Source organism: Streptomyces sp. NPDC057486 (genome assembly GCF_042802415.1).
In the GTDB taxonomy this organism is placed as follows: domain Bacteria; phylum Actinomycetota; class Actinomycetes; order Streptomycetales; family Streptomycetaceae; genus Streptomyces; species Streptomyces yanii.
In genome coordinates, this window is record NZ_JBHVEE010000004.1 from 63,869 (window position 1) to 87,916 (window position 24,048).

Annotated in this window: 18 protein-coding genes and 1 pseudogene; 10 read left to right on the forward strand and 9 right to left on the reverse strand. The window is 68.5% G+C overall.

Annotated features, from left to right (window positions below):
- Nucleotides 1-112 precede the first annotated feature (112 nt).
- Nucleotides 113-1,306: a PP2C family protein-serine/threonine phosphatase gene (locus tag ACFU6I_RS03815; protein WP_384361073.1), complete on the reverse strand. Its 1,194-nt coding sequence runs from the start codon at nucleotides 1,304-1,306 to the stop codon at nucleotides 113-115.
- A gap of 316 nt (nucleotides 1,307-1,622) precedes the next feature.
- Between ACFU6I_RS03815 and ACFU6I_RS03820 the strand changes: the two genes are divergently transcribed.
- The 5 genes from ACFU6I_RS03820 to ACFU6I_RS03840 all read left to right on the forward strand — a co-directional run bounded on the left by ACFU6I_RS03820 (nucleotide 1,623) and on the right by ACFU6I_RS03840 (nucleotide 5,188).
- Entirely contained in the window at nucleotides 1,623-2,072 is a 450-nt protein-coding gene (locus ACFU6I_RS03820; RefSeq protein ID WP_327420225.1) for a DUF1931 family protein, read from the forward strand.
- A gap of 163 nt (nucleotides 2,073-2,235) precedes the next feature.
- Nucleotides 2,236-2,406 carry an Hsp70 family protein gene (locus ACFU6I_RS03825; protein ID WP_384361076.1) on the forward strand — a complete coding sequence of 57 codons (171 nt, stop codon included), beginning with the start codon at nucleotides 2,236-2,238 and terminating at the stop codon, nucleotides 2,404-2,406.
- A gap of 126 nt (nucleotides 2,407-2,532) precedes the next feature.
- The gene (locus tag ACFU6I_RS03830; protein ID WP_384361259.1) at nucleotides 2,533-3,183 is read left to right on the forward strand and encodes an Hsp70 family protein; all 651 of its coding nucleotides are present in this window, start codon (nucleotides 2,533-2,535) and stop codon (nucleotides 3,181-3,183) included.
- A 29-nt stretch (nucleotides 3,184-3,212) separates the two neighbouring features.
- On the forward strand, nucleotides 3,213-3,476 hold the full coding sequence (locus ACFU6I_RS03835) for a UBP-type zinc finger domain-containing protein (RefSeq protein ID WP_384361079.1): 264 nt from the start codon (nucleotides 3,213-3,215) through the stop codon (nucleotides 3,474-3,476).
- Nucleotides 3,476-5,188, forward strand: coding sequence for an FAD-dependent oxidoreductase (locus ACFU6I_RS03840; protein WP_384361082.1), 1,713 nt, complete (start codon nucleotides 3,476-3,478; stop codon nucleotides 5,186-5,188). Before ACFU6I_RS03835 ends, ACFU6I_RS03840 begins: the two co-directional genes overlap by 1 nt.
- 206 nt (nucleotides 5,189-5,394) lie before the next feature.
- Here the strand turns inward: ACFU6I_RS03840 and ACFU6I_RS03845 are convergent, their stop codons facing one another.
- Nucleotides 5,395-6,285 (reverse strand): LysR family transcriptional regulator, encoded by an 891-nt coding sequence (locus ACFU6I_RS03845; RefSeq protein ID WP_384361085.1) that lies wholly within the window; start codon nucleotides 6,283-6,285, stop codon nucleotides 5,395-5,397.
- A gap of 266 nt (nucleotides 6,286-6,551) precedes the next feature.
- Between ACFU6I_RS03845 and ACFU6I_RS03850 the strand changes: the two genes are divergently transcribed.
- Both ACFU6I_RS03850 and ACFU6I_RS03855 read left to right on the forward strand, forming a co-directional pair.
- Entirely contained in the window at nucleotides 6,552-7,739 is a 1,188-nt protein-coding gene (locus tag ACFU6I_RS03850) for an MFS transporter (protein WP_384361088.1), read from the forward strand.
- A gap of 178 nt (nucleotides 7,740-7,917) precedes the next feature.
- Nucleotides 7,918-8,052, forward strand: a pseudogene (locus ACFU6I_RS03855) (group II intron reverse transcriptase/maturase); the annotation flags it as partial.
- 18 nt (nucleotides 8,053-8,070) lie between these two features.
- On the opposite strand, the gene uvrA reads toward ACFU6I_RS03855, so the two are convergent.
- Entirely contained in the window at nucleotides 8,071-10,539 is a 2,469-nt protein-coding gene (gene uvrA / locus ACFU6I_RS03860; RefSeq protein ID WP_384361091.1) for an excinuclease ABC subunit UvrA, read from the reverse strand.
- 163 nt (nucleotides 10,540-10,702) lie between these two features.
- Here uvrA and ACFU6I_RS03865 point away from each other — a divergent pair, with 163 nt between their 5' ends.
- The 3 genes from ACFU6I_RS03865 (at nucleotide 10,703) to ACFU6I_RS03875 (ending at nucleotide 15,800) form a co-directional block, all read left to right on the forward strand.
- The gene (locus tag ACFU6I_RS03865) at nucleotides 10,703-11,824 is read left to right on the forward strand and encodes a hypothetical protein (protein WP_384361094.1); all 1,122 of its coding nucleotides are present in this window, start codon (nucleotides 10,703-10,705) and stop codon (nucleotides 11,822-11,824) included.
- 298 nt (nucleotides 11,825-12,122) lie between these two features.
- Entirely contained in the window at nucleotides 12,123-13,298 is a 1,176-nt protein-coding gene (locus tag ACFU6I_RS03870) for a glutathione-independent formaldehyde dehydrogenase (RefSeq protein WP_384361097.1), read from the forward strand.
- 324 nt (nucleotides 13,299-13,622) lie between these two features.
- On the forward strand, nucleotides 13,623-15,800 hold the full coding sequence (locus tag ACFU6I_RS03875) for an FUSC family protein (protein ID WP_384361100.1): 2,178 nt from the start codon (nucleotides 13,623-13,625) through the stop codon (nucleotides 15,798-15,800).
- Here ACFU6I_RS03875 and ACFU6I_RS03880 read toward each other — a convergent pair.
- The 6 genes from ACFU6I_RS03880 to ACFU6I_RS03905 all read right to left on the reverse strand — a co-directional run bounded on the left by ACFU6I_RS03880 (nucleotide 15,774) and on the right by ACFU6I_RS03905 (nucleotide 24,016).
- On the reverse strand, nucleotides 15,774-16,310 hold the full coding sequence (locus tag ACFU6I_RS03880) for a phosphate-starvation-inducible PsiE family protein (RefSeq protein WP_384361103.1): 537 nt from the start codon (nucleotides 16,308-16,310) through the stop codon (nucleotides 15,774-15,776). The genes ACFU6I_RS03875 and ACFU6I_RS03880 overlap by 27 nt on opposite strands.
- 385 nt (nucleotides 16,311-16,695) lie before the next feature.
- Nucleotides 16,696-18,612, reverse strand: a complete 1,917-nt coding sequence (locus ACFU6I_RS03885) for a TniQ family protein (RefSeq protein WP_384361106.1) — start codon at nucleotides 18,610-18,612, stop codon at nucleotides 16,696-16,698.
- The gene (locus ACFU6I_RS03890; RefSeq protein WP_384361108.1) at nucleotides 18,609-19,238 is read right to left on the reverse strand and encodes a hypothetical protein; all 630 of its coding nucleotides are present in this window, start codon (nucleotides 19,236-19,238) and stop codon (nucleotides 18,609-18,611) included. The genes ACFU6I_RS03885 and ACFU6I_RS03890 overlap by 4 nt, the downstream gene beginning before the upstream one ends.
- Nucleotides 19,239-20,019: 781 nt before the next feature.
- Nucleotides 20,020-20,550 (reverse strand): TniQ family protein, encoded by a 531-nt coding sequence (locus ACFU6I_RS03895; protein WP_384361111.1) that lies wholly within the window; start codon nucleotides 20,548-20,550, stop codon nucleotides 20,020-20,022.
- Nucleotides 20,547-21,794, reverse strand: coding sequence for an AAA family ATPase (locus tag ACFU6I_RS03900; protein WP_384361114.1), 1,248 nt, complete (start codon nucleotides 21,792-21,794; stop codon nucleotides 20,547-20,549). The genes ACFU6I_RS03895 and ACFU6I_RS03900 overlap by 4 nt, the downstream gene beginning before the upstream one ends.
- A complete protein-coding gene (locus ACFU6I_RS03905) occupies nucleotides 21,791-24,016 on the reverse strand; it encodes a transposase (protein ID WP_384361262.1) in 2,226 nt (741 codons plus the stop codon). Before ACFU6I_RS03905 ends, ACFU6I_RS03900 begins: the two co-directional genes overlap by 4 nt.
- Nucleotides 24,017-24,048 lie beyond the last annotated feature (32 nt).

Consider the following 24,048-nt stretch of genomic DNA (forward strand, 5'->3'; position numbering starts at 1 on the left):
GCGGCGCCCTACCCGCGCAGGCAGGGGCCTGAGCTGCGCTCGGTATCCACCGAAGTCAGCGTTTGCACCCGGGGCGTACCGGCGCCACGGCCGCGCCCTCCAGCCCTTGCAGTCATCGATCAGGAGGCTGCCACTCGAACATCAAAATTGTGGCGTCGTCGCTGAGTTCGTTGTGCTGATGCTCGAGGACGGCATGGATGAGCAGGCGCAGTACTTCCGGGGCGCTCTGCCCTGCTGCGGTCGACCGGATGATGTAGTCGGTGAAGCGCTCCAGTCCGAACTCTTCGCCTTCCTCATTCCGCGACTCGACGACGCCGTCCGAGTAGAGCAGTATCCGGTCACCGGGTTCGAGGCTGACGTCGTGCACCTGACGGGTGGTCCCGGCGAGACTGGCGGGAAGACCCAGAGGAGGCTCAGGCTGTCGCTCCAAAGCCTTATGGAGCAGGCGGTGCCGGCGGATGAGCAACGGAGGCGGGTGGCCGCAGTTGCACCATCGCAGCACACCGGTGCGCATGTGCAACTGGGTGAAAATACCCGTGCAGAACTGCTCCGGAAGCCACTTCGCCAGTGCCTCGTCCACGGTGCCCGCGAGTGGGCCCAGGTCTGCCCCGCTGCGCCGGGCGTGACGGCAGCCCGCCATGGCGACAGAGGTGGCAAGCCCGGACGCCAGGTTATGCCCCATGCCGTCAAGGATCGCGGCGTGCAGAACGTCCTCGGTGAACGAGTGGTCGAACGCATCGCCGCCCAGTTCGTACGCAGGCTCCAGGACCGCCGTCGAAACGACTCGCCCGGTGCCGATCGACCGGGGAGGAAGGAAGGCCCTCACCATCTCCGTAGGAAGTTCCATCGGTCTGGTCCGCATGCGCTGTGCGATGGCGTCGCTGTAATTACGCTTGGATGTGATGATCAGTGCCAGGATCAATGCCATCGTCCGGCAGCGCCGTAGCTTGAGCCCGTCCAGGGTGTCCATGTTCAGTTCGAGGACGCCCAGCCGTTCCGCCCCGTCGGCCAGGGGCATCCACACGTTCAGCCCTTCGGCGTGGTCTTCTTCCGCTCGGAGAGAGCCGGTGCGGTAGGCCCATCCGGCAAGGGAAGCGTCGAGCTCGAATTCCGGCTCGCCTTCGACGAGCGGCAACAGCAGTCTTTGCTGGACGTCGACCAGATAGACAACCGCCCGGCGCACACCCATGGCCTCGGCAAACCGGTTCACGACCACAGGCAGTTCTGCAGGTGATGCCAGCTGGGCTGCTCTGACCAATTCCTCCAGCAGCCGCTCCCCGGGCCCGACGGACATGTTCCTGTCCATGCCTTCGATGATCCCTGCGAGGGCGAGCCGCCACAATCTGAGCTCTCCGACACCCGAGACGTGGGCCGATCAGCTGGGGTGCTGGGACTTGCCCATGCGGATCGGTCCGGCATCGGAATCGGCTGAAGACGCGATCCGTCGATCCAGGCCGGCTCGACCGCGGCCAGGTAATCGGACGCCTGGGCCTGGCAGGCCAATATAGGAGAGGCCAATTGGCCCCGACATGCGCATGCGTTCCCGCGCCCCGTCGGCCAGGCTGAGTGCGAAGCACAGGGGCCGGGAGCCACCCCGGCGCCCGCAGCCGGAGGTTGCCGTTATGACCGTGATGTCCATCGCCAGGTTCGAAAGGTTCTTCCGCGCGGCCGCGGGGCTGAACGTCGACAAGAACGATCTCAAGCGCTACAGCGACTTCGTCGACGCCAAGCTCTACGATCTGCTGACCGTCGCCCAGGCCACTGCCAAGGCCAACGGGCGCGACATCATCCGGACCTGTGACCTACCGATCACGAAAGGCCTGCAGGAGAGCATTCACCACTTCCAAAAGATCGACCAGGAAGTGGAACTCAGGCCGATCCTAGAACAGCTCGCCACCCACCCCGCTCTGGACCGCACGCCCGACGAGGAGACCGAGGCGGCCTATCCGGACATCATCGGCGGACTCAGCGTGGCCCTTGCCCAAAGCTTCAAGATCCTCCATCCCGACCTGAAGAACCCCCAGACCCAGCACTGGGACGAGGCCCGAGCCGTCTTCGACCTCCTGTTGTGAGTGGCGACCGGACGAGGCGGTGTAGGCCACGGCCAAACAGCGTCAGCGCGCTCTGCTTCCTCGCTGCCGGAACAATCCCGCCGCAGCCACGTGGATCTCGTCCTGCGGTGGAGCGCAACGCCCGGCGCCCACGTTCCAGGAGTTTCGACGAATGAGAACTCCTATGGCCAAGGCAGTCGGAGTCGACCTCAGCACTACCAATTCCGTGATCGCCGCGTGGCAGGTCGGAGAGGTCGCGGTCATCCCCGCCTCCGCGGGCAGCCTGATCACCCCGTCAGTCGCCGCGTTCACCGACACTGGCGAACCCCTTGTCGGCCAGCTCGCCCGCAGGTGATCCCTAACCCCAGGGGGACCGTCTACTCCGCCGAGTGTTCCACCGGCCGCTGCTTCGACGAGGTCCCCGACGAGGCCAAGGCTGACGGCTTCGACACCGTCCCCGACGAGCACGGCAAGGCGCGCTCTGCGCGCCGGAGAACATCAGCGCGCTGGTGCTGCGAAAGCTCGCCGACGACGTGGGCAACGCGTGACGGAGGCGATCATCACCGTGACCACCCATTTCAACGACGCCCAACGCGCGGCGCGCCAAGGACGCCGGACGCATGGCGGGCCTCGACGTGCTGCGCATATCAACGAGCCGACCGTGCCCGCACTCGCCTTCGATCTGGATAAGAAGCAGCACGGGACCGGGCTCGTCTTCGGCCTGGGCGGCGGTACCTTCGACGTCGGCGATGGCGTGCTCGATCTGCGGTCAATGGCTGGCGACAGTCGCTTGTGCGGCGACGGCTTCGACCGGCGCCTGGTGGGCCACCCTCCCGACAAATTTCAGCAGGAGAGCGGCATCAACTTGCGCAAGGACCCGCATGCGCTGCAGTGGGCTGCGGAAAAGGCCGAGACCGAGCTGAACTCGGTGACCCAAACACCAGCTCGCCGGCGAGCTCAAGCACGTCGAGGTCGACATCTCCGGCGCTCGCGCAGCGGTTCCAGGTCGTGGCCGTGCCGACACTGGTTCCTGCTCGACATGGGAGCGGAGATGTCCCGCCGGGCTGGTGCCGCGCCGCCCCGGTCCCGGAGCTGTGCCGCTGTGGAGGAGACCATCGCGGGCCGCGGCTGAGCAGTCCCGCCCACGGAAGGAGAACTCTGATGGCCACGATTCCTGACCCGCACATGGCGATGGTGCGCCCAGTGACGCCGCGTACCCCGGAGGGCTGCGAGGAGTGCCTAATGGAGCGTTCCCCGTGGGTGCACCTGCGGCTCTGCCTCACCTGCGGGCACGTCGGCTGCTGTGACTCCTCGCCCCGCAAGCACGCCAGGTGGCACGCGGGCAGCGCCGGTCACCCCATCGTGCAATCCTTCCAGCCGGGAGAGGACTGGCGCTGGTGCTACGTTCACGAGGCCATGGTCTGATGAGCGCGGCCGAGCACAAGCAGAGTGCGGTCCGCGAGACACCGGACCGATACGGGGCGTTCCCGCGCCTGACACCGGAGCAGTTCGAGGACCTGACCGCGCACGGTGAGCGCCGCAGGACCGCCGAGGGCGAGGTGCTGTACCGCGAGGGCGAGCCGTTCCGGGAGTTCCTCGCGATCCTCAGCGGGACCGTCGAGATACTCCACGACCTCGGCGGGCCCGACGAGCGCACGGTGGCGGTGCACGGACCCGGCAGATTCCTGGGTGAACTCGGGTTGCTGGAGGGCCAGACGGCGTTCAACACCGCCGTGGTGCGCGAGGCGGGCGAGGTCCTGGCCGTGCCGGTGGAGCGGCAACGCGCCCTGGTCGGCCGCGACCCCGCCCTCGGCGACCTGATCCTCCGCGCTTACCTGGGCCGCCGGTATCTGCTCATCGGCCTCGGCGCCGGCTTCCGGATCCTGGGGTCGTGTTATTCACCGGACACGCTGCGTCTGCGTGAGTTCGCCGCCCGCAACCGGCTGCCCCACCGCTGGGTAGATCTGGAGAAGGACAAGGAGGCGGAGGCGCTGCTGCGCCGGTTCTCCATCCGTCCCGAGGAGACTCCGGTGGTCATCTGGAAGGGCGAGCGGGTGCTGCGCAATCCGAGCAACGCCGAACTGGCCCGGCTCATCGGGCTGCCCGCCCCCTCGCCGGAGGCCGGGCGGTGCGACGTGATGGTGGTCGGTGCGGGCCCCGCGGGACTCGCCGCCGCCGTGTACGGTGCCTCCGACGGCCTCACCACGGTCACCGTCGACGCCGTGGCCACCGGGGGCCAGGCCGGTACCTCGTCTCGCATCGAGAACTACCTTGGCTTCCCGTCGGGCATCTCCGGGGGCGAGCTCATCGAACGCGCGGTGCTCCAGGCCCACAAGTTCGGTGCCCGCCTCATGGTGCCGGCCCAGGTCAGCGGGCTCACCCCGCAGGACGACGAGTACGTCGTCACCTTCACAGACGGGTCCCAGGCCCGGGCGGGCGCCGTGGTGCTCGCCTCGGGCGTGTGGTACCGCAGGCTCGAGGTGCCCGGCCTCGACCGCCTGGAGGGCATCAGCATCTACTACGCGGCGACGGTCCACGAGGCCAGTCTCTGCCAGGCGGATCCGGTCGCCGTGGTCGGCGGCGGGAACTCCGCCGGGCAGGCGGCGTTGTTCCTCGCGAACCACGCGTCCAGGGTCCACCTCCTCGTCCGGGGCAGTGACCTCAACGCGGACATGTCGCGATACCTGGTTGACCAGGTGGAACGGCACCCGAAGATCGAGGTGCTGCTCCACACCGAAGTCCAGGGCGTCTCCGGGGAAGGGAAGCTGGAGTCGCTGACGGTGGAGGACAACGTAAGTAGTGAGCGCCGGGAACTGCGGGCCGCGGCGCTGTTCGTGTTCATCGGGGCCCGGCCGCGCACGGAATGGCTCAGGGGCGTCCTGGCCCTGGACGAGAAGGGCTTCGTCCTCACCGGCGCCGACGCCCAGGCGGCGGCCGACGCGACCCGGTGGGCCTCGCTCGGCCGTGGTCCGTTGCTGCTGGAGACCACCCTTCCCGGGGTCTTCGCCGCCGGCGACGTCAGGAGCGGCTCGGTCAAACGGGTGGCCTCGGCCACCGGTGAGGGTGCCATGGCGATCCGCCTCGTGCACGAGCACCGAGGAAAGACGGGAAATCTGGTCCGCTCCGCTGGCCCGTAGGGCGTCGGCCGGTGGCGGGCCGGTCCGTGTCCCCGTTCGGCCGGGCGGCGATGCTCATGGAGATGTCCCGCTAGAACCGACGCCGCCTGTGGACGGCGGCAGCCTGAGCGTCAGCTGATGCTGCGGCAGATGTCGCGGCCGGAGCGAGGCGAGTGCAGGGGGCCGGACACCCACCGACGGGAGACGCCCGGGCCGCGGCCCGGGCGTCACAGGGCGATGACGTGGAGGTCGACCAGGTCGAGCAGCGCCCGCAGGGCCGAGCTGGGCCGCCGGGTCGACGACGTGCCGAGATGCATGCTCCAGCGGAGCATGGTGCCGTGGACGTCCAGGACTTGCAGGCCGGGGGTGCGGGCAACGGCGAACGCGGGCAGGAAGGCGATGCCCAGACCGTGCCGGACCAGTGCCGCCCCCATGTCGATGTCGGGCACTTCCAATGCCACCCGGCGTACGACGCCCGCCACCGCGAACGCCCGGTCGACCACCTCGCGGTTGCCGTATCCCGGCGGGAAGTCCACGAAGGGCTCCCCCGCGAGGTCCGCAAGTGCCACCTCCCCCCGCTGCGCGAGCGGATGGGCGGCGCTCACCACCAGGACGAGCGGCACGGTGGCCAGCTCCCGTGCGTCGATCCCGGCGGGTTTGTGCTCGGGCAGCGACAGGAAAGCCACGTCCAGGTCCCCGCTGAGCAGTGCGTGCGCTAGTCCCGCCGATCCGGTCGTCGCCAGCCGCAGCCGGACGTCGATCGCCGGATGCCGCGCGTGCAGCTGCCCGAGGAGCGCAGGCAGGTCCACTACCTCGACCGAGGCCATGGCGCCCACATTCACCGTGCCGCTCAGCGTGTCCTGTGCGGCGCGCGCGGCGTCCTGGGCCGCCTGGGCGGCGTGCAGGGTGGCCCGAGCCTCCGGCAGCAGCGCCGCGCCCGCCCCGGTGAGCCGGACCTGCTGTGACGTGCGCTCGAACAGCGCGCAACCGAGCTCGCGCTCCAGGGAGCGGATCGCGGCGGACACCCCGGACTGCACCACGTGCAGCCGTCGGGCGGCACGCGTGAAACTCAGCTCCTCGGCGACCGCGATGAAGTGCTCCAGCTGACGTAGCTCCACAGGAGAAGTATCACTCGCATTGCTCGAGCCCAGCAAAAACATTCGTTGGCACTGATCCTGGCTGGTGAGGAGAATGGAAAGCGCCATCCACTTCCGCCCGAGGAGGGGTACCCCTGCCTGCCGTTCCGACGCCGCTGAGCCGTCCCACAGCCGACGCTCCCGACGACCCGACCCATCCGATCCCAGCACCCGTTCCCGTCGACCTGCCGCCCTGCGCCCCCGCCCGGCGTCGTGCCTCGCACACGACCGGCTTTTGGTTCGTGGCGGTGGCCTTCACCGTGCTTATGGCCTTCGGTACCGCGCCGACCCCGCTGTGGCCGCTGTACGAGGCCCGGGACCACTTCGGCGCGACCACGGTCACGGTGGCGTACGCCTCGATGGTCGTGGGCGCAGCGGCCGCCTTCCTCGGACTGGGACACCTGTCGGACCGGCTCGGCCGACGGCGCGTCATCGTTCCGGCGCTGCTGGTTGGCATCGTCGCGTCGGTCGTACTGATCGCGTGGCGGGACCTGCCGGGGCTGATCGCGGGCAGGATCCTGAACGGCGTCGGACTGGGGTTGATGGCCTCGACCGCGACCACGTACCTGCACGACCTCCACCACGAGGCCCGTCCGGAACGGACGGGTTCGGTGCTGCCCGGCATCGTGGCCACTGCCGCCAACCTCGGCGGCCTGGCCTCAGGGCCCCTGGTCGCCGGTGCCGCCGCCGAGTGGCTTCCCACGCCCCTGATCACCGCCCAGGCGATCTTCACGCTCGCCATGGCAGTGTGCCTGGCGCTGGTGCTGTCCACCCCGGAGACCGTGGACCTGGAGCTGCCCGCGGCCGAACCGCCCAGCAGGTTCGTCCTGCGCCCCGGCGGCGGGCGGACGTTCGGCGCGGCCGGCGCGCTGGGCGCCTTCGCCTTCGCGATCCTCGGCCTGATCTCCTCCCTCGGGGCGAGCGTGCTCCATGGCACCCTGCACACCGACTCGCACCTCGTGGTCGGCTTGTCGGCCTTCCTCATGTTCGGTTCCGCGGCGGCCGCCCAGATGGTGCTGGGCCGCCTCCCACTGCCCCGGGTCCTGACCGTGGGGGCAGTGGTATTCCCGGTCGGCCTGGTCCTGTGCGCCTTCGCCCTCTACCACCCGGCGCTCTGGCTCTACCTGGTCGCCGTGTCCCTGTCGGGAGCCGGCTCCGGGCTGCTGTTCAAGGGAGGCGTCGAACGTGCCGTTTCAGTGGCCGAGCCCGCCTCACGCGCGGGGGTCCTCGCCGTGTTCTTCGTCGTCGCGTACCTGGGAATGGGCCTGCCCTCCGTCCTGTTCAGCATCGCCCTGCGGCATTTCGCCGTGCAGACCGCGATGATCGGCTTCGCGGCGGTCCTCTCCTGCGGCGCCGTTGTGTCGGTCGCCGTCGCGTTGCGCGACCGCGCACCCGGTCCCGGCGCGCTCTCGGCGCAGTCCTCTCGCCCCTCCTGACCTCCCTGCGGCGCATGCGACACCGGTTGTCTGGGAGGCGCGGACCTGGGTACTCGGTGCCGGGCGCGCGTGACACGGATCGATCCACGGCAGACGGGAGGCCAGAGATGTCTGCGGAATCGGCCAGAACGATCGCGCTCCCCTCCGGTGAGGAGATCGCGGCGCTCGGGCAGGACACCTGGTAGACCGCCTGCAATGGGTGACGAAGACGTCCATGCTCAAGACACTGGCGTCGAAGCACAGATCGACCGTCACGAAGATGGCCCGCAAGTACAAGGCGACCATCGACACCCCGGACCCGGCTGACCGGTGCTCAACCCTCGCGCCGTCGTCAGGAGCGCGCTAGCCGGGCCGCGAGATAGGGCGCGGTGGCGCTGCGGCTGGCCCTCGCCACCTTGGCCGGCGGGCCCGCCGCGACCACCCGCCCGCCCGCGTCGCCGCCGCCCGGCCCGAGGTCGATGACCCAGTCGGCGGTGACGATCGTGTCCAGGTCGTGCTCGACGAGGACGACCGTGTTGCCGGCGTCGACGAGCCGGTGGAGCTGTCGCAGCAGCAGCGCGATGTCCGAGGGGTGCAGCCCCGCCGTCGGCTCGTCGAGCAGGTAGAGCGCGTGCCCGCGGCGGGCTCGCTGCAGTTCGGTGGCCAGTTTGATGCGTTGCGCCTCACCACCGCTGAGTTCCGTCGCGGGCTGGCCCAGCCGCAGGTAGCCCAGTCCCACCTCGCGCAACGTCTCCAGACTGCGGGAGGCGGCCGGGACGGCGGACAGGAACTTGGCGGCGGCGTCGACGGACAGCGCCAGTACTTCCGCGATGTTCTTGCCGCGGTAGGTGACTTCCAGCGTTTCGGCGTTGTACCGGGCGCCCTGGCAGGTCGGGCACGGCGCGTAGGTGCCGGGCAGGAACAGCAGTTCCACCGCGACGAATCCTTCGCCCTGGCAGGTCTCGCACCGTCCTTCGGGCACGTTGAAGGAGAACCGCCCGGCCGAGTAGCCGCGCGCCCTGGCCTCGTCCGTCGCCGCGTACAGCTTGCGCACCGCGTCGAACATCCCCGTGTACGTGGCCAGGTTGGACCGGGGAGTTCGGCCGATGGGCCGTTGGTCGACCCGGACCAGCCGGTCGAACGACTCGACCCCCGACGCGTCCTGGACGTCGACCTCCAGCTGCGCCTCGTCGGGCTCCTCGGGTACGAGTCCGAGGTGGCCGCGGACGACCTCAGCGAGCACCTGCGTCACCAGCGTCGACTTTCCGGAACCGGACACGCCCGTCACCGCCGTCAGTACACAGAGCGGTACGTCGACGGACACGTCGTGCAGATTGTGGCGGGAGACGCCGCTCAGGTGCAGCCAGCCATGCGGTGTGCGCGGGCGGTGATCGAGCGGCTGGGAACGCCCGAACAGGTACTGGCTCGTGGCCGACTCCCCGACACGCTCAAGACCGGCGACCGGGCCGCTGTAGAGCACGCGTCCGCCGCCCTCACCCGCGCCGGGGCCGATGTCGACCACCCAGTCTGCCCGCCGTACGACGTCCATGTCGTGCTCCACGACGAACAGGGAGTTGCCCGCCGCCTTGAGGCGGTCCAGCACGTCCAGCAGCGGTTCTGCGTCAGCCGGGTGCAGGCCCGCGGAGGGTTCGTCGAGAACGTAGACGACGCCGAACAGCCCCGAGCGCAGCTGGGTGGCGATCCGCAGGCGCTGCGCCTCGCCGGGCGACAGGGTCGTCGAGCGGCGCCCGAGGCTGAGATATCCGAGGCCCAGGTCGAGCAGTACGTCGACCCGCGCGACCAGATCGCCGCAGATCCGGACCGCGACCTCGGTCGTCTCCCCGGATCGGGCGGTCGACGTGGTGGCGTCGGCCTCGGACCGCCCCGCGACGGGCCGCAGCAGCGCCACGACCTCGGTGAGCGGCATCGCGTTGATCTCGGCGATGGAACGTCCGGCGAAGGTCACGGCGAGCGCCTCGGGCCGCAGTCCGCTGCCGTGACACTCGGGGCAGGGGACACTCCTGACGAACCGGAGCGCCCGTTCGCGCATCTTCTCGCTCTTGGAGTCGGCGAGGACGTGCATGACGTGCTTGCGGGCGCTCCAAAACTTGCCCTGGTAGCCGTAGTCGACGCGGTCCTCCTCCGGCTCGATGTACACGGAGGGCTGCTCGTCCGTGTACAGCAGCCAGTCCCGGTCCTTCTTCCTGAGCCGGCGCCACGGTCGATCGATGTCGATCCCCAGGCCGCTCACGACACTGCGCAGGTTGGCGCCCTGCCAGGCGCCCGGCCAGGCGGCGATCGCCCCCTCGCGGATGCTCAGCGAGGGGTCCGGGACGAGCAGGTCCTCGGCGACGTCGTGCACGACGCCCAGTCCGTGGCACTCCGGGCAGGCGCCGGCCGCGGTGTTGGGTGAGAACGACTCGGCCTCCAGCCGCGCGGCCCGGGGCGGATAGGTGCCGGCGCGGGAGTACAGCATGCGCAGCAGATTGGACAGCGTGGTGATGGTGCCGACCGTCGAGCGCGAGCTGGGCGACCCGCGTCGCTGCTGCAGGGCCACGGCGGGTGGAAGTCCGGTGATTTCCTGCACGTGCGGTGCGCCGACCTGTTGCAACAACCTTCGGGCGTACGGTGCTACGGACTCGAAGTAGCGCCGTTGGGCCTCCGCGTAGAGCGTGCCGAACGCGAGCGAGGACTTGCCCGAACCGGAGACGCCGGTGAAGGCGACCATCGCGTCACGCGGAACGTCGACATCGATGTTCCGCAGGTTGTTCTCACTGGCGCCCCGGACATGCACGAAGGGGTCGGCCGCGTCCTTGTTCACCGTTCCTGATTACCTGATCGCACCGGGAACCGCGCGACAGGCGCCGTCACGCCCGTACCGCCTGCACGTGCTGGCAGGGGCCAGCGTGTCACGCGGCGTCGGCGATACCTCGGGGGCATCCTGTGGGCACGGGCGGTCGGGGGGCAGCCGACGAGAAGGAGTCATGCGGGTGTCGTCTCAGGGCGTTACGGTCGTAGCTCTCCTGGCGGATCCGGATGCGCCGACGGAGATCGCGCATCGCATGGCCCAGATACTTTCCACTCGGCTTGCCGACAAGTCGGGCCAGGGCCGACGTTTCGACGTCGAGGTGGTCAGTGAGCCTTTCACCGCAGGGACCGAGGACCCGCCCACCTTGATGCGCCGGATCATGGACCGCGGAAGGGCTGAGAATTGGGACATTGTCGTGGCCCTCACTGACCTTCCGCTGCACTCTCACGGGCGCAAGCTCGTTATGGATGTGAGTCACGAACACGGCTTGGCGCTGCTGTCTCTTCCTCCGCTGGGGGGCTTGCGTCTGCAGACGAGGGCCCGGCGGGCCGTGGAAGAAGCCGTGCTTGGCTTGGCGGGTCCGCGGGCCACCGGGGCTGAGGGACCTCCGCAGAGTGAGCCGCTTCTGGGGCCCTTCGTCAGTCGCCTCGCGCCTGTTCACCCGGGCCCGGTCGGTGAGGAGGAGACCGCTGATCTTCGGTACGTCGTCAGCGGGCCGCGCGGTTACCTGAGGGTGCTCGTTGGTATGGTCCGCGCCAACCGTCCGTGGCGGTTGGTGCCGGGCTTGTCGAAAGCCCTGGCGGCCGCACTCGCCACGGGAGCAGTCGCCACCGTGAACTCCACCGTCTGGGGCCTGGCCGAGTACCTGAGCGCGCCACGCCTCGTGATCGCGATGGTCGGGTCTGTCGGGCTCATGGTCGGCTGGCTTATCGTCGACGCGCAGTTGTGGCATCGATCAACAGAGGTCTCGCCGGAGGCGAGGCAGAGGGCGAGGCTCTACAATGCCTCGACGGTCCTGACCGTGGGTATCGGGGTGCTCGTCTGCTACGTGGGTTTGATGGTCATCAACTTGGTATGGGCGCTGTTCATCATCAACGGCCAAGTGTTCGCTTCCGTGACACGGACTCCGTTGCATGCCGCGGAATACTTGACGTTGTCATGGTTCGTCGCTTCGGTCGCCACGGTGGGCGGCGCGCTGGGATCGGGCTTGGAGAGTGACGAGGCGATCCGGGCAGCCGCCTACTCCAAGCGCGAACAGGAACGTCGCCACATGCTCCAGGACGACCACGGTGCCTAGCTGGTAACGTGAGTTGTAGATGCGTCGTTGGTTGGCGGTCGTCCGAGTCTGAAGATTCCGCTGGTGAATCGGGGCGTGACTTTCGCGTCATCGGCCGACGGGGACTCGGACGGTACGCCGCCGGAGCGCCGGGGTGGGCTGGCAGTGGTGCCACCGTTCCATCTGAACCGGGTGAACTGCCCACAGAGGCATACCGGTGCCACGGACCCCGTCCTACCAACTCCCGGGAGTCAGGTGCTTTGCGCCGTCTCCATCCCTGCCGTGCTGCGGTCATTCCGCGGCACCAAAGGAAGCCATCATGAAAGCAGCGGTATATGAAGGCCCGCGAACGGTCGCAGTGAAGGACGTACCGGACGCGAAGATCGAACACCCCTGCGACATCATCGTCAAGATCACCACCACCAACATCTGCGGTTCGGACCTGCACATGTACGAAGGCCGCACCTCGTTCGAGTCTGGCCGCACCCTGGGACACGAGAACTTGGGCCAGGTCGTGGAGGTCGGCTCGGCCGTCCGCAAGGTCCAGGTCGGCCAGTATGTGGTCCTGCCCTTCAACATCGCCTGCGGCTTCTGCAAGCAGTGCGAGCGGGGTCTGACCAACTACTGCCTGACCATGCAGCCGGAACCGGCCCTCGCCGGAGCCGCCTACGGATTTGCCGACATGGGCCCCTACCAGGGCGGCCAGGCGGAACTGCTGCGCGTGCCCTACGGCGACTTCAACGCGCTGCGTCTGGGCGAGGACGCCGCCGACCGGCAGACCGACTATGTGATGCTCGCCGACATCTTCCCCACCGGCTATCACGCCACCGAGATGGCCCACGTCAAACCGGGCGACCAGACGATCGTCTTCGGGGCCGGTCCCGTCGGTCTGATGGCGGCCTACTCAGCCCTCCTCAAGGGTGCCGGCCGCGTCTGGGTAGCCGACCACCAGCCCGACCGGCTGCGCAAGGCGGAGGAGATCGGGGCCATCCCGATCAACACCGCCGAGCAGAAGCCGGCAGAGGTCGTCAAGGAGGCCACCCTCGGTCTGGGCGCCGACAACGGCTGTGAGTGCGTCGGCTACCAGGCACACGACCCCAAGGGACACGAGGACGCCAGCCTCACGCTCAACGGACTGATCGACTCGGTCAGGTTCACGGGCGACATCGGCGTGGTGGGCGTGTTCCTGCCCGAGGACCCCGGCGGTGCCGAGGCCCAGGGGAAGCTGGAGGCGCAGGGTAAGGTCCCGATCGACTTCGGCCTGATGTGGTTCAAGGGCCAGCACATGGGCACGGGGCAGGCGCCGGTGAAGAGGTACAACCGGGCGCTGCGGGATCTGATCGCCGGCGAGAAGGCAACGCCGAGTTTCGTCGTCTCCCACGAACTCAGCCTGGACGAGGCCCCCACCGCCTACGAGCACTTCGACGCCCGTGACGAGGGCTGGACCAAGGTGGTCCTGCATCCGAACGGACACGGCAACGGCCACAAGCGGTAAGGGACCCGAGGGCCGCCGTCCCGCCTGTCCCCCCGGACCGGCCCGGGGGAACAGGCGGCAATCGCCCCGGCTCCGGCCGAGGCTGGACGGTCGACGATCGCCTGCGTTCCGGTCGGACCTGAACCAGCGGCGATCGCCCCCGCTCCGGCCCGGTACGACGGACGGTGGCCGCCCAACAGTGTCCGCAGTGGTAGTACCCCGTGCCAGGGGCTGCGGCCGCCAGCCTGTTCCTGGGCCCGTGCCGGAGGCTTCGTTGCCCGACGGCTCCCGCACCTCAACCAGGCCGACGCGACCCGGCAGGGCGTTCCGGCTAGGCTCGCACCCGTGACGTGGCTGCGGGCCTTCGGGGAGATCGTGCGATCCGGGCTCACACTCGAGGAGACGCGGCTGGAGCCCCTGCTCGCGCTGCGCACGGCTGCTGGGGTGGCGATCGTCATCGGACTGGCGCTGTGGCTGGTTTCCCCTGCGTACGCCGCGTCCGCCGCCCTCGGTGCCTACTCCGCGGGTGGGGCCACCTTCCAGCGCACCTGGCGTCCACGCAAGGTGATCGCGCTTGGCGCGGGCGCGGGTCTGGCGCTCAGCACCTTCGTGGGCTACCTGGCCGCGGGGCGACTCGTGACGTTCCTCCCACTGCTGACCGTATGGGCCTTTGCCGCGGGGATGGCGTGGGCCGTCGGATCGACCGCTGGGATCGTCGCAGCGACGACCGTCGGCAGCATGCTGGTGACCATCACCCTGCCCACGAGCGTCGGGCGAGCCCTGGAGCACGCCGGGATCATCGCGCTCGGAGGCGTGGCGCAGTCCTTGCTGATCTTGCTGTTCCCGATCCGCCGTTGGGGGGCACATCGTGACGCGCTCGCCGACGCCCTGGCCGCCGTGGCGGACTACGCCCGCCGGCTGCGGCACGACCCGACCGCCCCGTTCGACCCGGAGCCGTTGATGACGGCCCGGGACGCGGCCGCCGTGACGCCATCACAGGCCCGCACCCGGCCCCCCGTCCTCCACGGCCCCCGAGGACTCGCTGAGCGCATTCGGCCGGTCGTCGCCGCGCTCGCCGACCCGGACGTCGGCGCCCCGGCGGAGGGACCCGGGCGGGACCGCGCGCGGGAGTTGCTCGACGCGGCCGCCGACGTCCTGGATGCGGCCGCCCGTTCGATCCGCCGCGGCACTCCCGCCGAGGTGCCGCCCGGGAGCGCGGACGTCCTGCGCGTCGACGAGAAGCACGAGGTGCTGGAGGGCCCCGCGCGGCAGACTGCCGAGCGGCTCGTGGAACTGCTCGGCGAGGCGGTGGAGATCGCCGGCAGCGGCGGCGCGCGCGGGAAGACGCCCACGCTGCACGGCCCCGCGGGCGCCCAGTTCCTGGTGCGCCCGACAATGTTCCGGCTGGTACCCGTCGTCGTCCGGGCGGTCCGCTGTGAGCTCCGACGGGACTCGCCTGTCTTCAGGCACGCCGTCCGCCTGGCGGCGGTGGCCACGCTCGGCTATCTGATCGCCGCCCGGCTACCCCTGGGCCACGGCTACTGGGCGCCCATCGCCTCGGTGATGGTGATGCGGCCGGACTTCCACCGGACGTACGCGCGTGCGGTGGCCCGTCTCGCCGGCACCCTGGCGGGGGTCGCGCTCGCCACCGGGATGGTGCGGGCCCTGGGCCCAGACGCTCATGTGTTCGGCGCGCTGACGGTGGTCTCGGCGGGCCTGTCGTACACGCTGATCCGTACCGGCTACGCCTACTCCCAGTGCTTCACTGCCGCGTACGTCGTCTTCCTCCTCGGCATGGGCGGCCAGGCATGGGAGCAGACGGTCCCGGAGCGGGTGGTGCTCACCCTGCTCGGCGGGGCCCTGGCAATGCTGGCGTACGTGGTGTTCCCCGCATGGGAGACGCCCCGGCTGCCGGGCCGGCTTGCGGACTGGCTCGCCGCCAACGGCCGCTACGCGGCCGCGGTGCTCCGCAGCTACGCCGAACCGACCCGGGAGCATCGCGCCGATTTGCGCAGGGCCCTGCTGGCGAGCAGGGAGGCACGTGCCGCCTGGCAGGAGGCCTACGACCGGGCGAGGCAGGAACCGGTCCGCCCCAGGGGCCTGACGTCGCGCGAGGCGGAGGAGGCGCAGGAGGCGCTCAAGGGGTTCGGCCGGGCGGCGATGCTCATGGAGAGCCACGTCCCGCGGGCCGACAGCCGTTTCGTCCCCGAGGCGGAGCGGCTCGCCGAGGCCCTGGAGGCGGACACCGCGCAGGCGGCAGTCGACGTGCGCGAGCACAGGAATCCGGACTGGGGGCGCGTAGAGGAGGCGCTCCACGCGTGGGAGGGCGCCGCCGCCGAGGACCGGAGCCCGGTGATGCGGCGCGGGGCGGAACTACAGAAGCGGGCCTTGGAGGACCTCACGACGGCCGTGAGCCGCACACCCCTGGAACGGGACGTCGGCTCCGCTCGCGAGGAGCAGCGGGTGCGGGCGGCCGTGGAGGCGGAAGGTGACGGATCAGGACCCGCGCACCGGGGTGGGTGACGGCGCCGGCGACGGGGAGCGCCCCGCCTCCTGGAGCGGGAAGTAGTCTCCCGGCCGTGTCGAGCGCCGCCATACGTACGCCGCTGTCGCCATCACGAGGATCAGCCCCGCCAGGATGAGCAGTTCGATCCCCTCGACGTTCCACCGGAAGGACTTCTCCGCCTCGGCCGTCACGATGAGCACCTTGCGGATGCCGGCAATCAGGCCGACGACGAGGAACGGCTCCGCGTCGAGGGTCTGGTTCCTGATGGTCAGGCGGACGGTGTGGAGCAGCTCGGCCACGATGAACAGCACAAGGCCGTTGTCCAGTGCGGAGAGAACGACCGTATCCTCGCGGTACGGCCCCTGGATCGACCTGGTGACGTCATGGACGACCCCGACAGTCAGGAGCCCCGCGAGCAGTACGAGGAGCGCCGCGACGACGAGGTGGATGCCGTCCTCGATGAGTTGCAGGAGGCCCTGTACCCGGCCGCCCTCGATCTTCGGGAGAGTGGGTCGCACAGTCAGCATGCTAGGGCCTGTTGCGAAAATGCTGGTCACAGACATGCGGGGTCGGTCGTGTTGTGCTTTCACGCTCCGGTGAATCGTCAGGGTGCTCCTACGGTGGACAAACCTCCGACCTGCCGCATCCGGCGGCCCGACGCGTCTGATCTCGATGAGTGCGTCGACGTGCTCGCCGAGGTCCACGACGGTGACGGCTATCCGGCGAACTGGCCTGAGCGTCCCAGCGAGTGGCTTGTGCAGCCTTCCCTTTCGCGGCCTGGGTGGCGGAACTGAACGGACACGTGGTCGGTCACGGCCCTGAGACTGAACCGCCACCAAGTGATCCGAAAGAGAGCTCCTAGCCCTGTTCCTTAAAGACCTGTTTTGCAGACCATATGCGAGCGCATTCAAGTTACTCAATGAGGAGAGTGTCCGTAGCGTCTTGACTGCCACGCGCTTGGTCGCAGGCGAGTGCCAGGCGTCCGCCGTAGTGCTCAAGGCGCTTAACCAGCAAGCCTTTCTCTCCACGATGGCGGTAGGCGGCCTGGAGGAGTTGGTTCACGCTGGCGACTACGGGCGTGGTGTCGCGTCCGGAGTTCCGCAGAGCATTGAGAACAGGGCTGTGCAGATAGTCGCCTTGAGTTACTCGGGCCCAGAGCAGTGCGGTGGCGGCTGTCGGACTCGGCGAGGTCGGTCCGCCTCTCAACGTCTTGAACCCATCGCAGAGCGCCCCCCAGGCGGTGTCTGACAGATGCCAGGAGGACAGTGTGCGGCGCCGGATGGCGTAGTCGATCCGATGGGGATCGGAGTCTAGGGCGTAGGCGACCTGTTCGACAGCTCGGTCGAAGGACGCCCATGATTCCAGGGGGTCCAGTACCCGCTTGAGGATCTTGAGGCTCTGCTGCGCTGTGGTCCAGGGCATTCCGAGAGCCTCAGCGCACTCCGGCCAGGTGCCGCCTGCTGCCATCTCGACGAGCTTCAGTGATGCGGCCCTTCGCAGGTGACGTGTGTTCCAGTTGGTGATCGGCCCCACGCGATCCCGTAATTCGGCGAAGTGGGCTTCCGACCATGCTGTGGGGAGCAGTGCCGGGATGTGCTCGGTGCCGAAGTGGCATGTCCGTGATGGTGCGCGGAGTTTGGGGTTGCGGTGGCCGCCGGCGTGATAGAAGCCGTTGATTTTGCGGGCCAACGCGCCGGCAAGGACTGGTGAGAAGTCCATCCGGCGGAACCCGGCGGCCAGGTTCGGCGTGAGCCGTTCGAATGCGGTGCGGGCCAGCGGTTGAATCCGATCCCGGAAGTCCGTAGCGCCTTCATCGCGGTGGCTTAGCAGTTCGGCGGCCGCAGTGAGGAGGGCCGCGGCCTGGGCGGCATCGTCCGGGGCAGACCACGGGCTGGACGACCGAGGGCCAGGGCCGAGAGGCTGATTCAGCTGCCGGACGATTGGCGTGGCATGGCTGTTGATCAGAGCAGAGAGATGCGTGGAGCGGACCAGATCCGCCCCCAACGGCCAACTGAACTTGACCAGATGAGCGACAGCGACCAGATCGAGGAAGAATTGGCGGTCCTTTTCCGTGGTCTGAGGGGGAGCGGCGAACAGGTGCTTGTCGAGATGTAGTTGCAGGGCGAGAACGCGATCCAGGTCCTCGGGCGTCATCGCTGGTGGGCTCCCGAGAGAATGATCGAGTCGTGCTCCGCAACAGCGGTTGGCCTCGCCCGCGGTCAAGCGTGTCCCCAGCAGTGGATGGCGGCATTGTGCGGGATGGAGCCCGATTGCCGCGCGCTGCATGAGCAGGCCGGAGCGCTCGGTTCCGGGGGGACGGTTGGGCAGGTTGTCGCACTGCGGGCAAGTACTGGACAACAGCATCGAGTGCTCGGAGCAGGCGAACACAACAGGAAGGTGCCAGCGGAGTTTCCAAGCGCCGCCCAGCGCGCTCTGCGCGGGACTTCCGTCGCCCGCCAGACACTTGGGACAGTAACGGCTGGACAGACTGATCGCCCAACGCCGTTGTGCGGCGGCATAATTGCGGCCGCCGTCCAGACGGGTCGTAGCTAGCGGTGCGTACGTGCGGGTGAGCCCCGATCCGGCAAGGGTGAGGGCCTGTGCCTCGGTAGAGGAGAGCCGCGTGGCTTCGGCGAAGACATCGGCGAGCCGCGGTGGCAAGGCGAGCAGATAGTCGGCGGGCAGTCGATGATGCATGGTGCTGAGCCCACACAACAGGCCGATGCGGGCTGGCGATCGCTCCAACCGGTAGGCGAGTCGGAGCAGGAATCCGGGAAGAGATTCCTGAGGCAGGGGGACCAGGCTTCGGGCCAGTGGGCGAGGCGTCATAGCCGCTCTTGTGGATGGTCGACGGTGGCTGTCGCGGCCACCTCCGTTCGCAGGATGTCTGTCACGTCCACGTGCAGGGGGCGCCCCAGGTCACAGGTCACCCCCAACTGACCGGCGTAGCGTTTGAGTAGCCGTCGTAGCCAGAAGCGAGGACTGGTCTGTGATAGGTCGGAGTGGTCGTACCAGGCGGCGAGTGCGGCCAGCTTCTCGGCACCCTCCACACGATTCGGAGGCCGAACCACAGGGCACTGGCTGCGTTCGGCCTGGGTGACCTCGCTCCAGACGAGGACGGTACCCAGGGCGGAGTCCATGCCGCTGCTTAGCATCCGGTAGAGGGGGCCCTCTTCCCGAAGCCTGATCCAGTCGCCGTGCGGAAGGCGCCAATCCTCCAGAAGGTGACGGCGCTTGGCATAGTTCACACGTTCCTCGGCGCTGTCGAGTTCGTGCGCGATGCCCTCGACGACTTCCTCGAAGGCAGGCCACAGGCCAGCTGGGTTGATGCGGTGTCCCAGTACCTGGAGGGTTCGCCGGCCAGAGCCGGCGCTGATCCCGAGTGCGGGGGCGCATTCGCCCCAAGTAGTGCCGGTCAGCAATTCGGCGAGCCGGAGGGGTGCGGCGCGGCGCAAGGAGCGCTCAGTTGTGCTCGTGTAGGCGGGCACTCGACGGACAAATGAGGCGAAGTGCTTTTCGAACCAGGCGCGGGGCAGGAACGAAGGGATCTCCTCCGCGCGGTAGCAATGGTTGTGCGATACGGCACGCAGCGCGATTCGGGTCTGGCCCCCGTGTACCCGACGGGTCGTCGCTCGCGACAACGTCGTTGAGATGCCACCGACACGCAGGACCGCTCCCGTGTAGGCACGATTGCCGTTGAAGGCCTCTTGGACGAGGGGACGGACGCGAGCCCGCAGGGAAGATATTTCCATGTCCCCCAAAAGCCTCTCGGCGGCCAGAAGGAGAGCGCCGCATTGGGCTGAGTCGGCGGGGGCGGTCCGAACACCGACCAACTGCGGTCCCGTTCGACTGGTTCGTCTTGGTACGAGAGCAGCGATGGGAGCCGCGTGTGCGTCAACCGCTGCAGCGAGAGTGGCCGAGGGGAGCAGGTTCTCACCAAGCGGCCAGCTCAGCTTGACCAGGTGTGTTGCGGTGATGAGATCGGAGAACGCGGCTGTTTCACTGCCGAGTTGCTGGGCTGATGCGAGGCGACTGTTGAGGCGTTGCTGCAGTGACAGCAGCTGGTTGATGTCGTCCGTGGGAAGGTCGCTTCCGGCACGGGGAGGCGATTCATCCAGTCTTGCACCACAAGGCGAGCTCTTCCTGCTGGTGCGATGGGGAGACCGGTTGTCGGGGGTGGTGCGGCACTGAGCCGGATGAAGCCCGGCGAGTTGTGGATTCTCGAGCAGCCCTGAACTATGGCGCTCCAGGCCGTGGAGGAGCCGCTCGCACCTGGGACAGACCGATTCCAAGAGTCGTCGATGGGTCAAGCAGGCGAAGACGACAGGAAGGTGCCAGGCCACCTGCCACGCTCCGCCGAAAGCGTTCTGGACGCGACTGCCGTTGCTTCGCAGACACTGGGGGGCAGAAGCGACTCGACGCGCTCATCGCCCAGCGAGCACGTGCCGCGAGCGCAAGTTGGGGGGAGCCCGAACGGAGCGTGTTCAGAATCGGATACGTTTCCGCAAGTGAGGCGAGAGTCAGCGCATGCACTTCGCTCGGGGCCAACCTGGTGGCATGTGCGAAGAGCTGAGTGGGCTCATCTTCGAGTTCGCGAAGATAGGGGTACGGGATCGTGCCAGCCCCGAGGTGCAGTCCGCACAGCTCTGCGGTTCGCAGCGGCGATCTGCCCAAGCGGAATGCCAGGCGTAGGAGAAAGCCGGGTAGGGATTCTCCAGGAAGCGGAGCGAGGCTACGCGGCAGGACGCGTGGCTCCAGGTAGCTCACCCCGCCGACTCCTGGGCGGGGCCGTCATCGTCGAACACGGTGTTGCGGCCCTTGGCCTTCGTCGTCGGTTTTGGCTTGTGCGACGGGATATTGGGCTGTTCGCCGGACTCGGCGTCGAGGTCGGGCATGTCGCCAGGGGTGACGGTGACCTGGTTGAGCAGCTCTTTCGTCAGTCGCTCGCTCTTGTCCTCGATGGCGAGACGCAGGCCGCGCTGGATGAGCTTCTCCAGTACGCCCACGATGCCCCCCGTGCGGCGGAACAGGTACTCCGGCATATCGCCGTCGGTGAGCAGCCCTGTGGTGTCCGTCAGGAGCCGCATGTGGCCCTCGAGGCCGCGGAGGTGGGTGATCCAGGCCGCCATCTCCTTGGCCGTGCCGTACCGAAAAGGGCCCAGGTCGACCACCTGGAAGCGGCGCTCGTGCTGGCTGGCGGCGTGGTCGTTGGGGCTGCGGCCGCGGTCCTTGACCGGTGGGTAGATCCATTCGTTCGTCTTTGGGTCACGACTGCCCTCCCGCAGCAGTCCTGAGGTTGGTATGCCGACGCCGACGAGGACGAGGGTGACGGGCATGCTCATCATCTCGCGGATCAGGTCGAGAACGTCCTGGTCGGCTTCCCGGTGGAGCTTGAGGCGGGTGATGTCGTCTATCACGAGCGCCTTCGTGGCGTGCTCGATGATGGCGATCTTGACCGTGCGGACCAGATCCTCGAGCCGCATGCGCTTGTAGTCTTCGCCGTAGAAGTCGAGGATGCGCTGGCAGGTGGAGATGGGGGTGGCTTTCACCGGGCAGCGCACGTAGGCGACCGGCATGATGAGATCGCGGGTACCGGGCATGGCGTCCGGGTTCATGTAGTTGTGCAGGTGTAGCCACTCCTCCATGAAGAGAGCCATCGCCTCGCACACGGTCTCCGTCTTGCCCTGGGCACCGTCCCCATTGACCATGATGCCGCCGCGGGTTCCGGCCTTGTGGCTGAAGGCGCCCTCCTCGACCCGGGCCCGCACCGCGTGGGCGACCCGCTCGCTCATTGGGGTGGCCTCGATCGGCAGGCTGCTGTGCGTGGCAAGCCGGTGCAGGTTGTGGATGCGCTGCTGGCGGCGCGTCTTGAGGGCAAACTCCTCCGCCGTGAGCACGGGAGCGGGGATGAAGTCCTTCCGAGTTCGGCACCAGCGCTCGAAGCCTTCCCAGGTGGTGCGGTCCACCGGTGGGCCGGGCAGGAACGACGGATTGCTGTGATCCAGGCTCACTGACTGGCCTCTTCCTCAGCGGTGGCGGACGTCGCACCGCGCTGCTCATCGTCGAAGTCGTCGTCGGGCAGCGCCATGAGGCTTGAGGCGCGCAGGCGTTCGGACAGGTCCGGTGGCGGTGCCGGCTGTACGGGCACGGCGGCCTCTCGGCGGCGTTGGCGTTCACGGGTCACAGCGTCTTCGCCCTGCTGGGCGCGCTCCTTCCAACGCAGGGGGATGACCCTGCCGTGATCGGATCCGGCTCGCGCTGTCGGCACGGTGACGACGGGTGGTGGCGAAGCCTGCCTCTTTCTCCTCTTCTTGTCCGTGGCGTCCGTGGCGTCCGTGGCGGCTGAGGGGCGATCGGCGGCTGCCGCGGCAGCCTGTGCCATCTCACGGGCGTGCTCCGTGCGTTCCTTCTTCGACAACTGTGTCGGCCATTGTGAGACCGGGATGTTCCTGCCGATCAACTCGAGCAGTATGGGGAGCAGTTCGGTGTCGGCCTTGGGTGCGAGCCCTCGCCTGCGCAGCTCTCGCATGGCGTCGCGTACCCGGGCGTCGCTGAAAGCCGGCATCTCGCCCTCGTCGGGCAGACCCACCCAGCGGAGCGTGTGCCAGTCGTGTGTGCGCGGGTCCTGGAAGAACACGAGGCACGGATCGCGCGGATCGCGGTGGATGACGTACTTGTTCTTGGCCCGGCCGCCGCGACTGGAGAGCTGCCCACGGTAGGGATCCAGGGCCGGGCCGTCGTACCACAGGTTCTTGATCTTGACGCCGCGCTTGCCGTGGATCATGACCCGGTGCGTCGGCAGGAGTTGGTAGTAAAGATCGGGGGACGGGATCCGCAGCGCGAAGCCGCCCTGGTGCATCGATGCGGCGAAGAGACTGTTGGGGCTGTGGTCACCGCCCGGGTCCCAGCTCGGCGCGTAGGAGTCGAATCGGCGGTTCTGCCAGACCTTCACGATCCAGGTGGCGATGACGTGTTCCATCTCAGCCACGGTCAGGCAGGCATCGGCCTCCGGATCCGTGCCGCGGTCGGCCGTGTCCACGCCCTGGTAGCCGAGCAGTTTCGCGAATAGAAGTGACTGGACGCCGCCGAAGGTCCGCTCCACGGCCTGCTTGTCTTGGGGGCGAAGCACGCGGCTGGGCTTGATGTTCGTTTTGATGATCCGCTGGACCTCGACCAGGTGGTGGTTTCGGTAGACGGAGCCGTGGTCCGTGGTGACCGTCTCGGGGGCGAAGAACGGCAGCCCGGCGACCTCGTGTCCGGCGAACTCGGCCACCACCATCCCAGGCAGGCCGGGGTAGGCCCACTCCATGTCCTCGCCCCAGTCCGGGCGCATCGGCAACGGCATCATCACGTCCCGCAGCACCATCGCCACATCGATCGAGGCATCCGAGACCAGGCTGAGCCGGAACGCCACGATCGAGTGGGTGTAGACGTCGAGCGCGAGGGTCAGATGAACCGAGACCGGGTCGCCGAACACATCTTCAAGGACCTTCACCGGGAGCACCGTGGTGTCCAGCGCCACCACCTGCCCGGGCCTGTGCACCACCACGTGCCGCCCCGTCGCCAGCTGCTGTGCCTTGGCGGCCGAGCGCACGTACCTCTGACGTGCTCCGGTGGAGCCGAACCACTCCCGCCACACCCTCTTCAGGGTGTCGTAGCTGGGGATCTCGACGTCCGCGCCGAACACCTCCCGCACGTACTGGTGGATGAGGAACTCGCGGTCCTTCGCCGTCAGCTTCGACCGGCGCAGCGTCTCGGTGCGCACCGCGAACAGCGCCTCCCGGATTTCCGCTGAGATCCGGCGTCCCGAGGCCTCCCGCAGCCACCGATCGTCCGCGAGGCCGATCAGCCCGCAGCGAAGGCCCTGGCCCCAGCGCACCAGGGTGCGAAAACTCACTTGGTGCAGAGCGTGTTCCTTCGCGCCGTCGGGGTCCTCGGCCGCTGCTTTGCGCAACTCCGCCGCCTTGGCGTGTCGACGCTGGGTGAGTGTGGTGGTCTCGGGGTCGTACTGCGGAAGCGGTTCGTGGGGCAATGCGGCCAGCGGATCCCCGCTACGGAAACCCGTGTTGACCTCGCGGACGTGGTCCAACCGGCGCATGACATTTCTGCGCTGCTCCGGCGTCAGGTCTTCCATCGTCTTGGGTTGCCTGCCCCGGCTGGCGGCCGGCAGATCTGTGCGGGTCCGGGTAGACGGACGGCAGTCCGGACGGTGGATCAGATCGCTGAGCGACATCTTCCATTGCGCACCCTCGTCGCTGATCAGCG

Coding starts and splice junctions, on each gene's coding strand:
- ACFU6I_RS03815 (WP_384361073.1), bottom strand. CDS start 1,306: ATGGACAGGAACATGTCCGTCGGGCCCGGGGAGCGGCTGCTGGAGGAA.
- ACFU6I_RS03820 (WP_327420225.1), top strand. CDS start 1,623: ATGACCGTGATGTCCATCGCCAGGTTCGAAAGGTTCTTCCGCGCGGCC.
- ACFU6I_RS03825 (WP_384361076.1), top strand. CDS start 2,236: ATGGCCAAGGCAGTCGGAGTCGACCTCAGCACTACCAATTCCGTGATC.
- ACFU6I_RS03835 (WP_384361079.1), top strand. CDS start 3,213: ATGGCCACGATTCCTGACCCGCACATGGCGATGGTGCGCCCAGTGACG.
- ACFU6I_RS03840 (WP_384361082.1), top strand. CDS start 3,476: ATGAGCGCGGCCGAGCACAAGCAGAGTGCGGTCCGCGAGACACCGGAC.
- ACFU6I_RS03865 (WP_384361094.1), top strand. CDS start 10,703: ATGCGGGTGTCGTCTCAGGGCGTTACGGTCGTAGCTCTCCTGGCGGAT.
- ACFU6I_RS03870 (WP_384361097.1), top strand. CDS start 12,123: ATGAAAGCAGCGGTATATGAAGGCCCGCGAACGGTCGCAGTGAAGGAC.
- ACFU6I_RS03880 (WP_384361103.1), bottom strand. CDS start 16,310: ATGCTGACTGTGCGACCCACTCTCCCGAAGATCGAGGGCGGCCGGGTA.
- ACFU6I_RS03885 (WP_384361106.1), bottom strand. CDS start 18,612: ATGACGCCTCGCCCACTGGCCCGAAGCCTGGTCCCCCTGCCTCAGGAA.
- ACFU6I_RS03905 (WP_384361262.1), bottom strand. CDS start 24,016: ATGTCGCTCAGCGATCTGATCCACCGTCCGGACTGCCGTCCGTCTACC.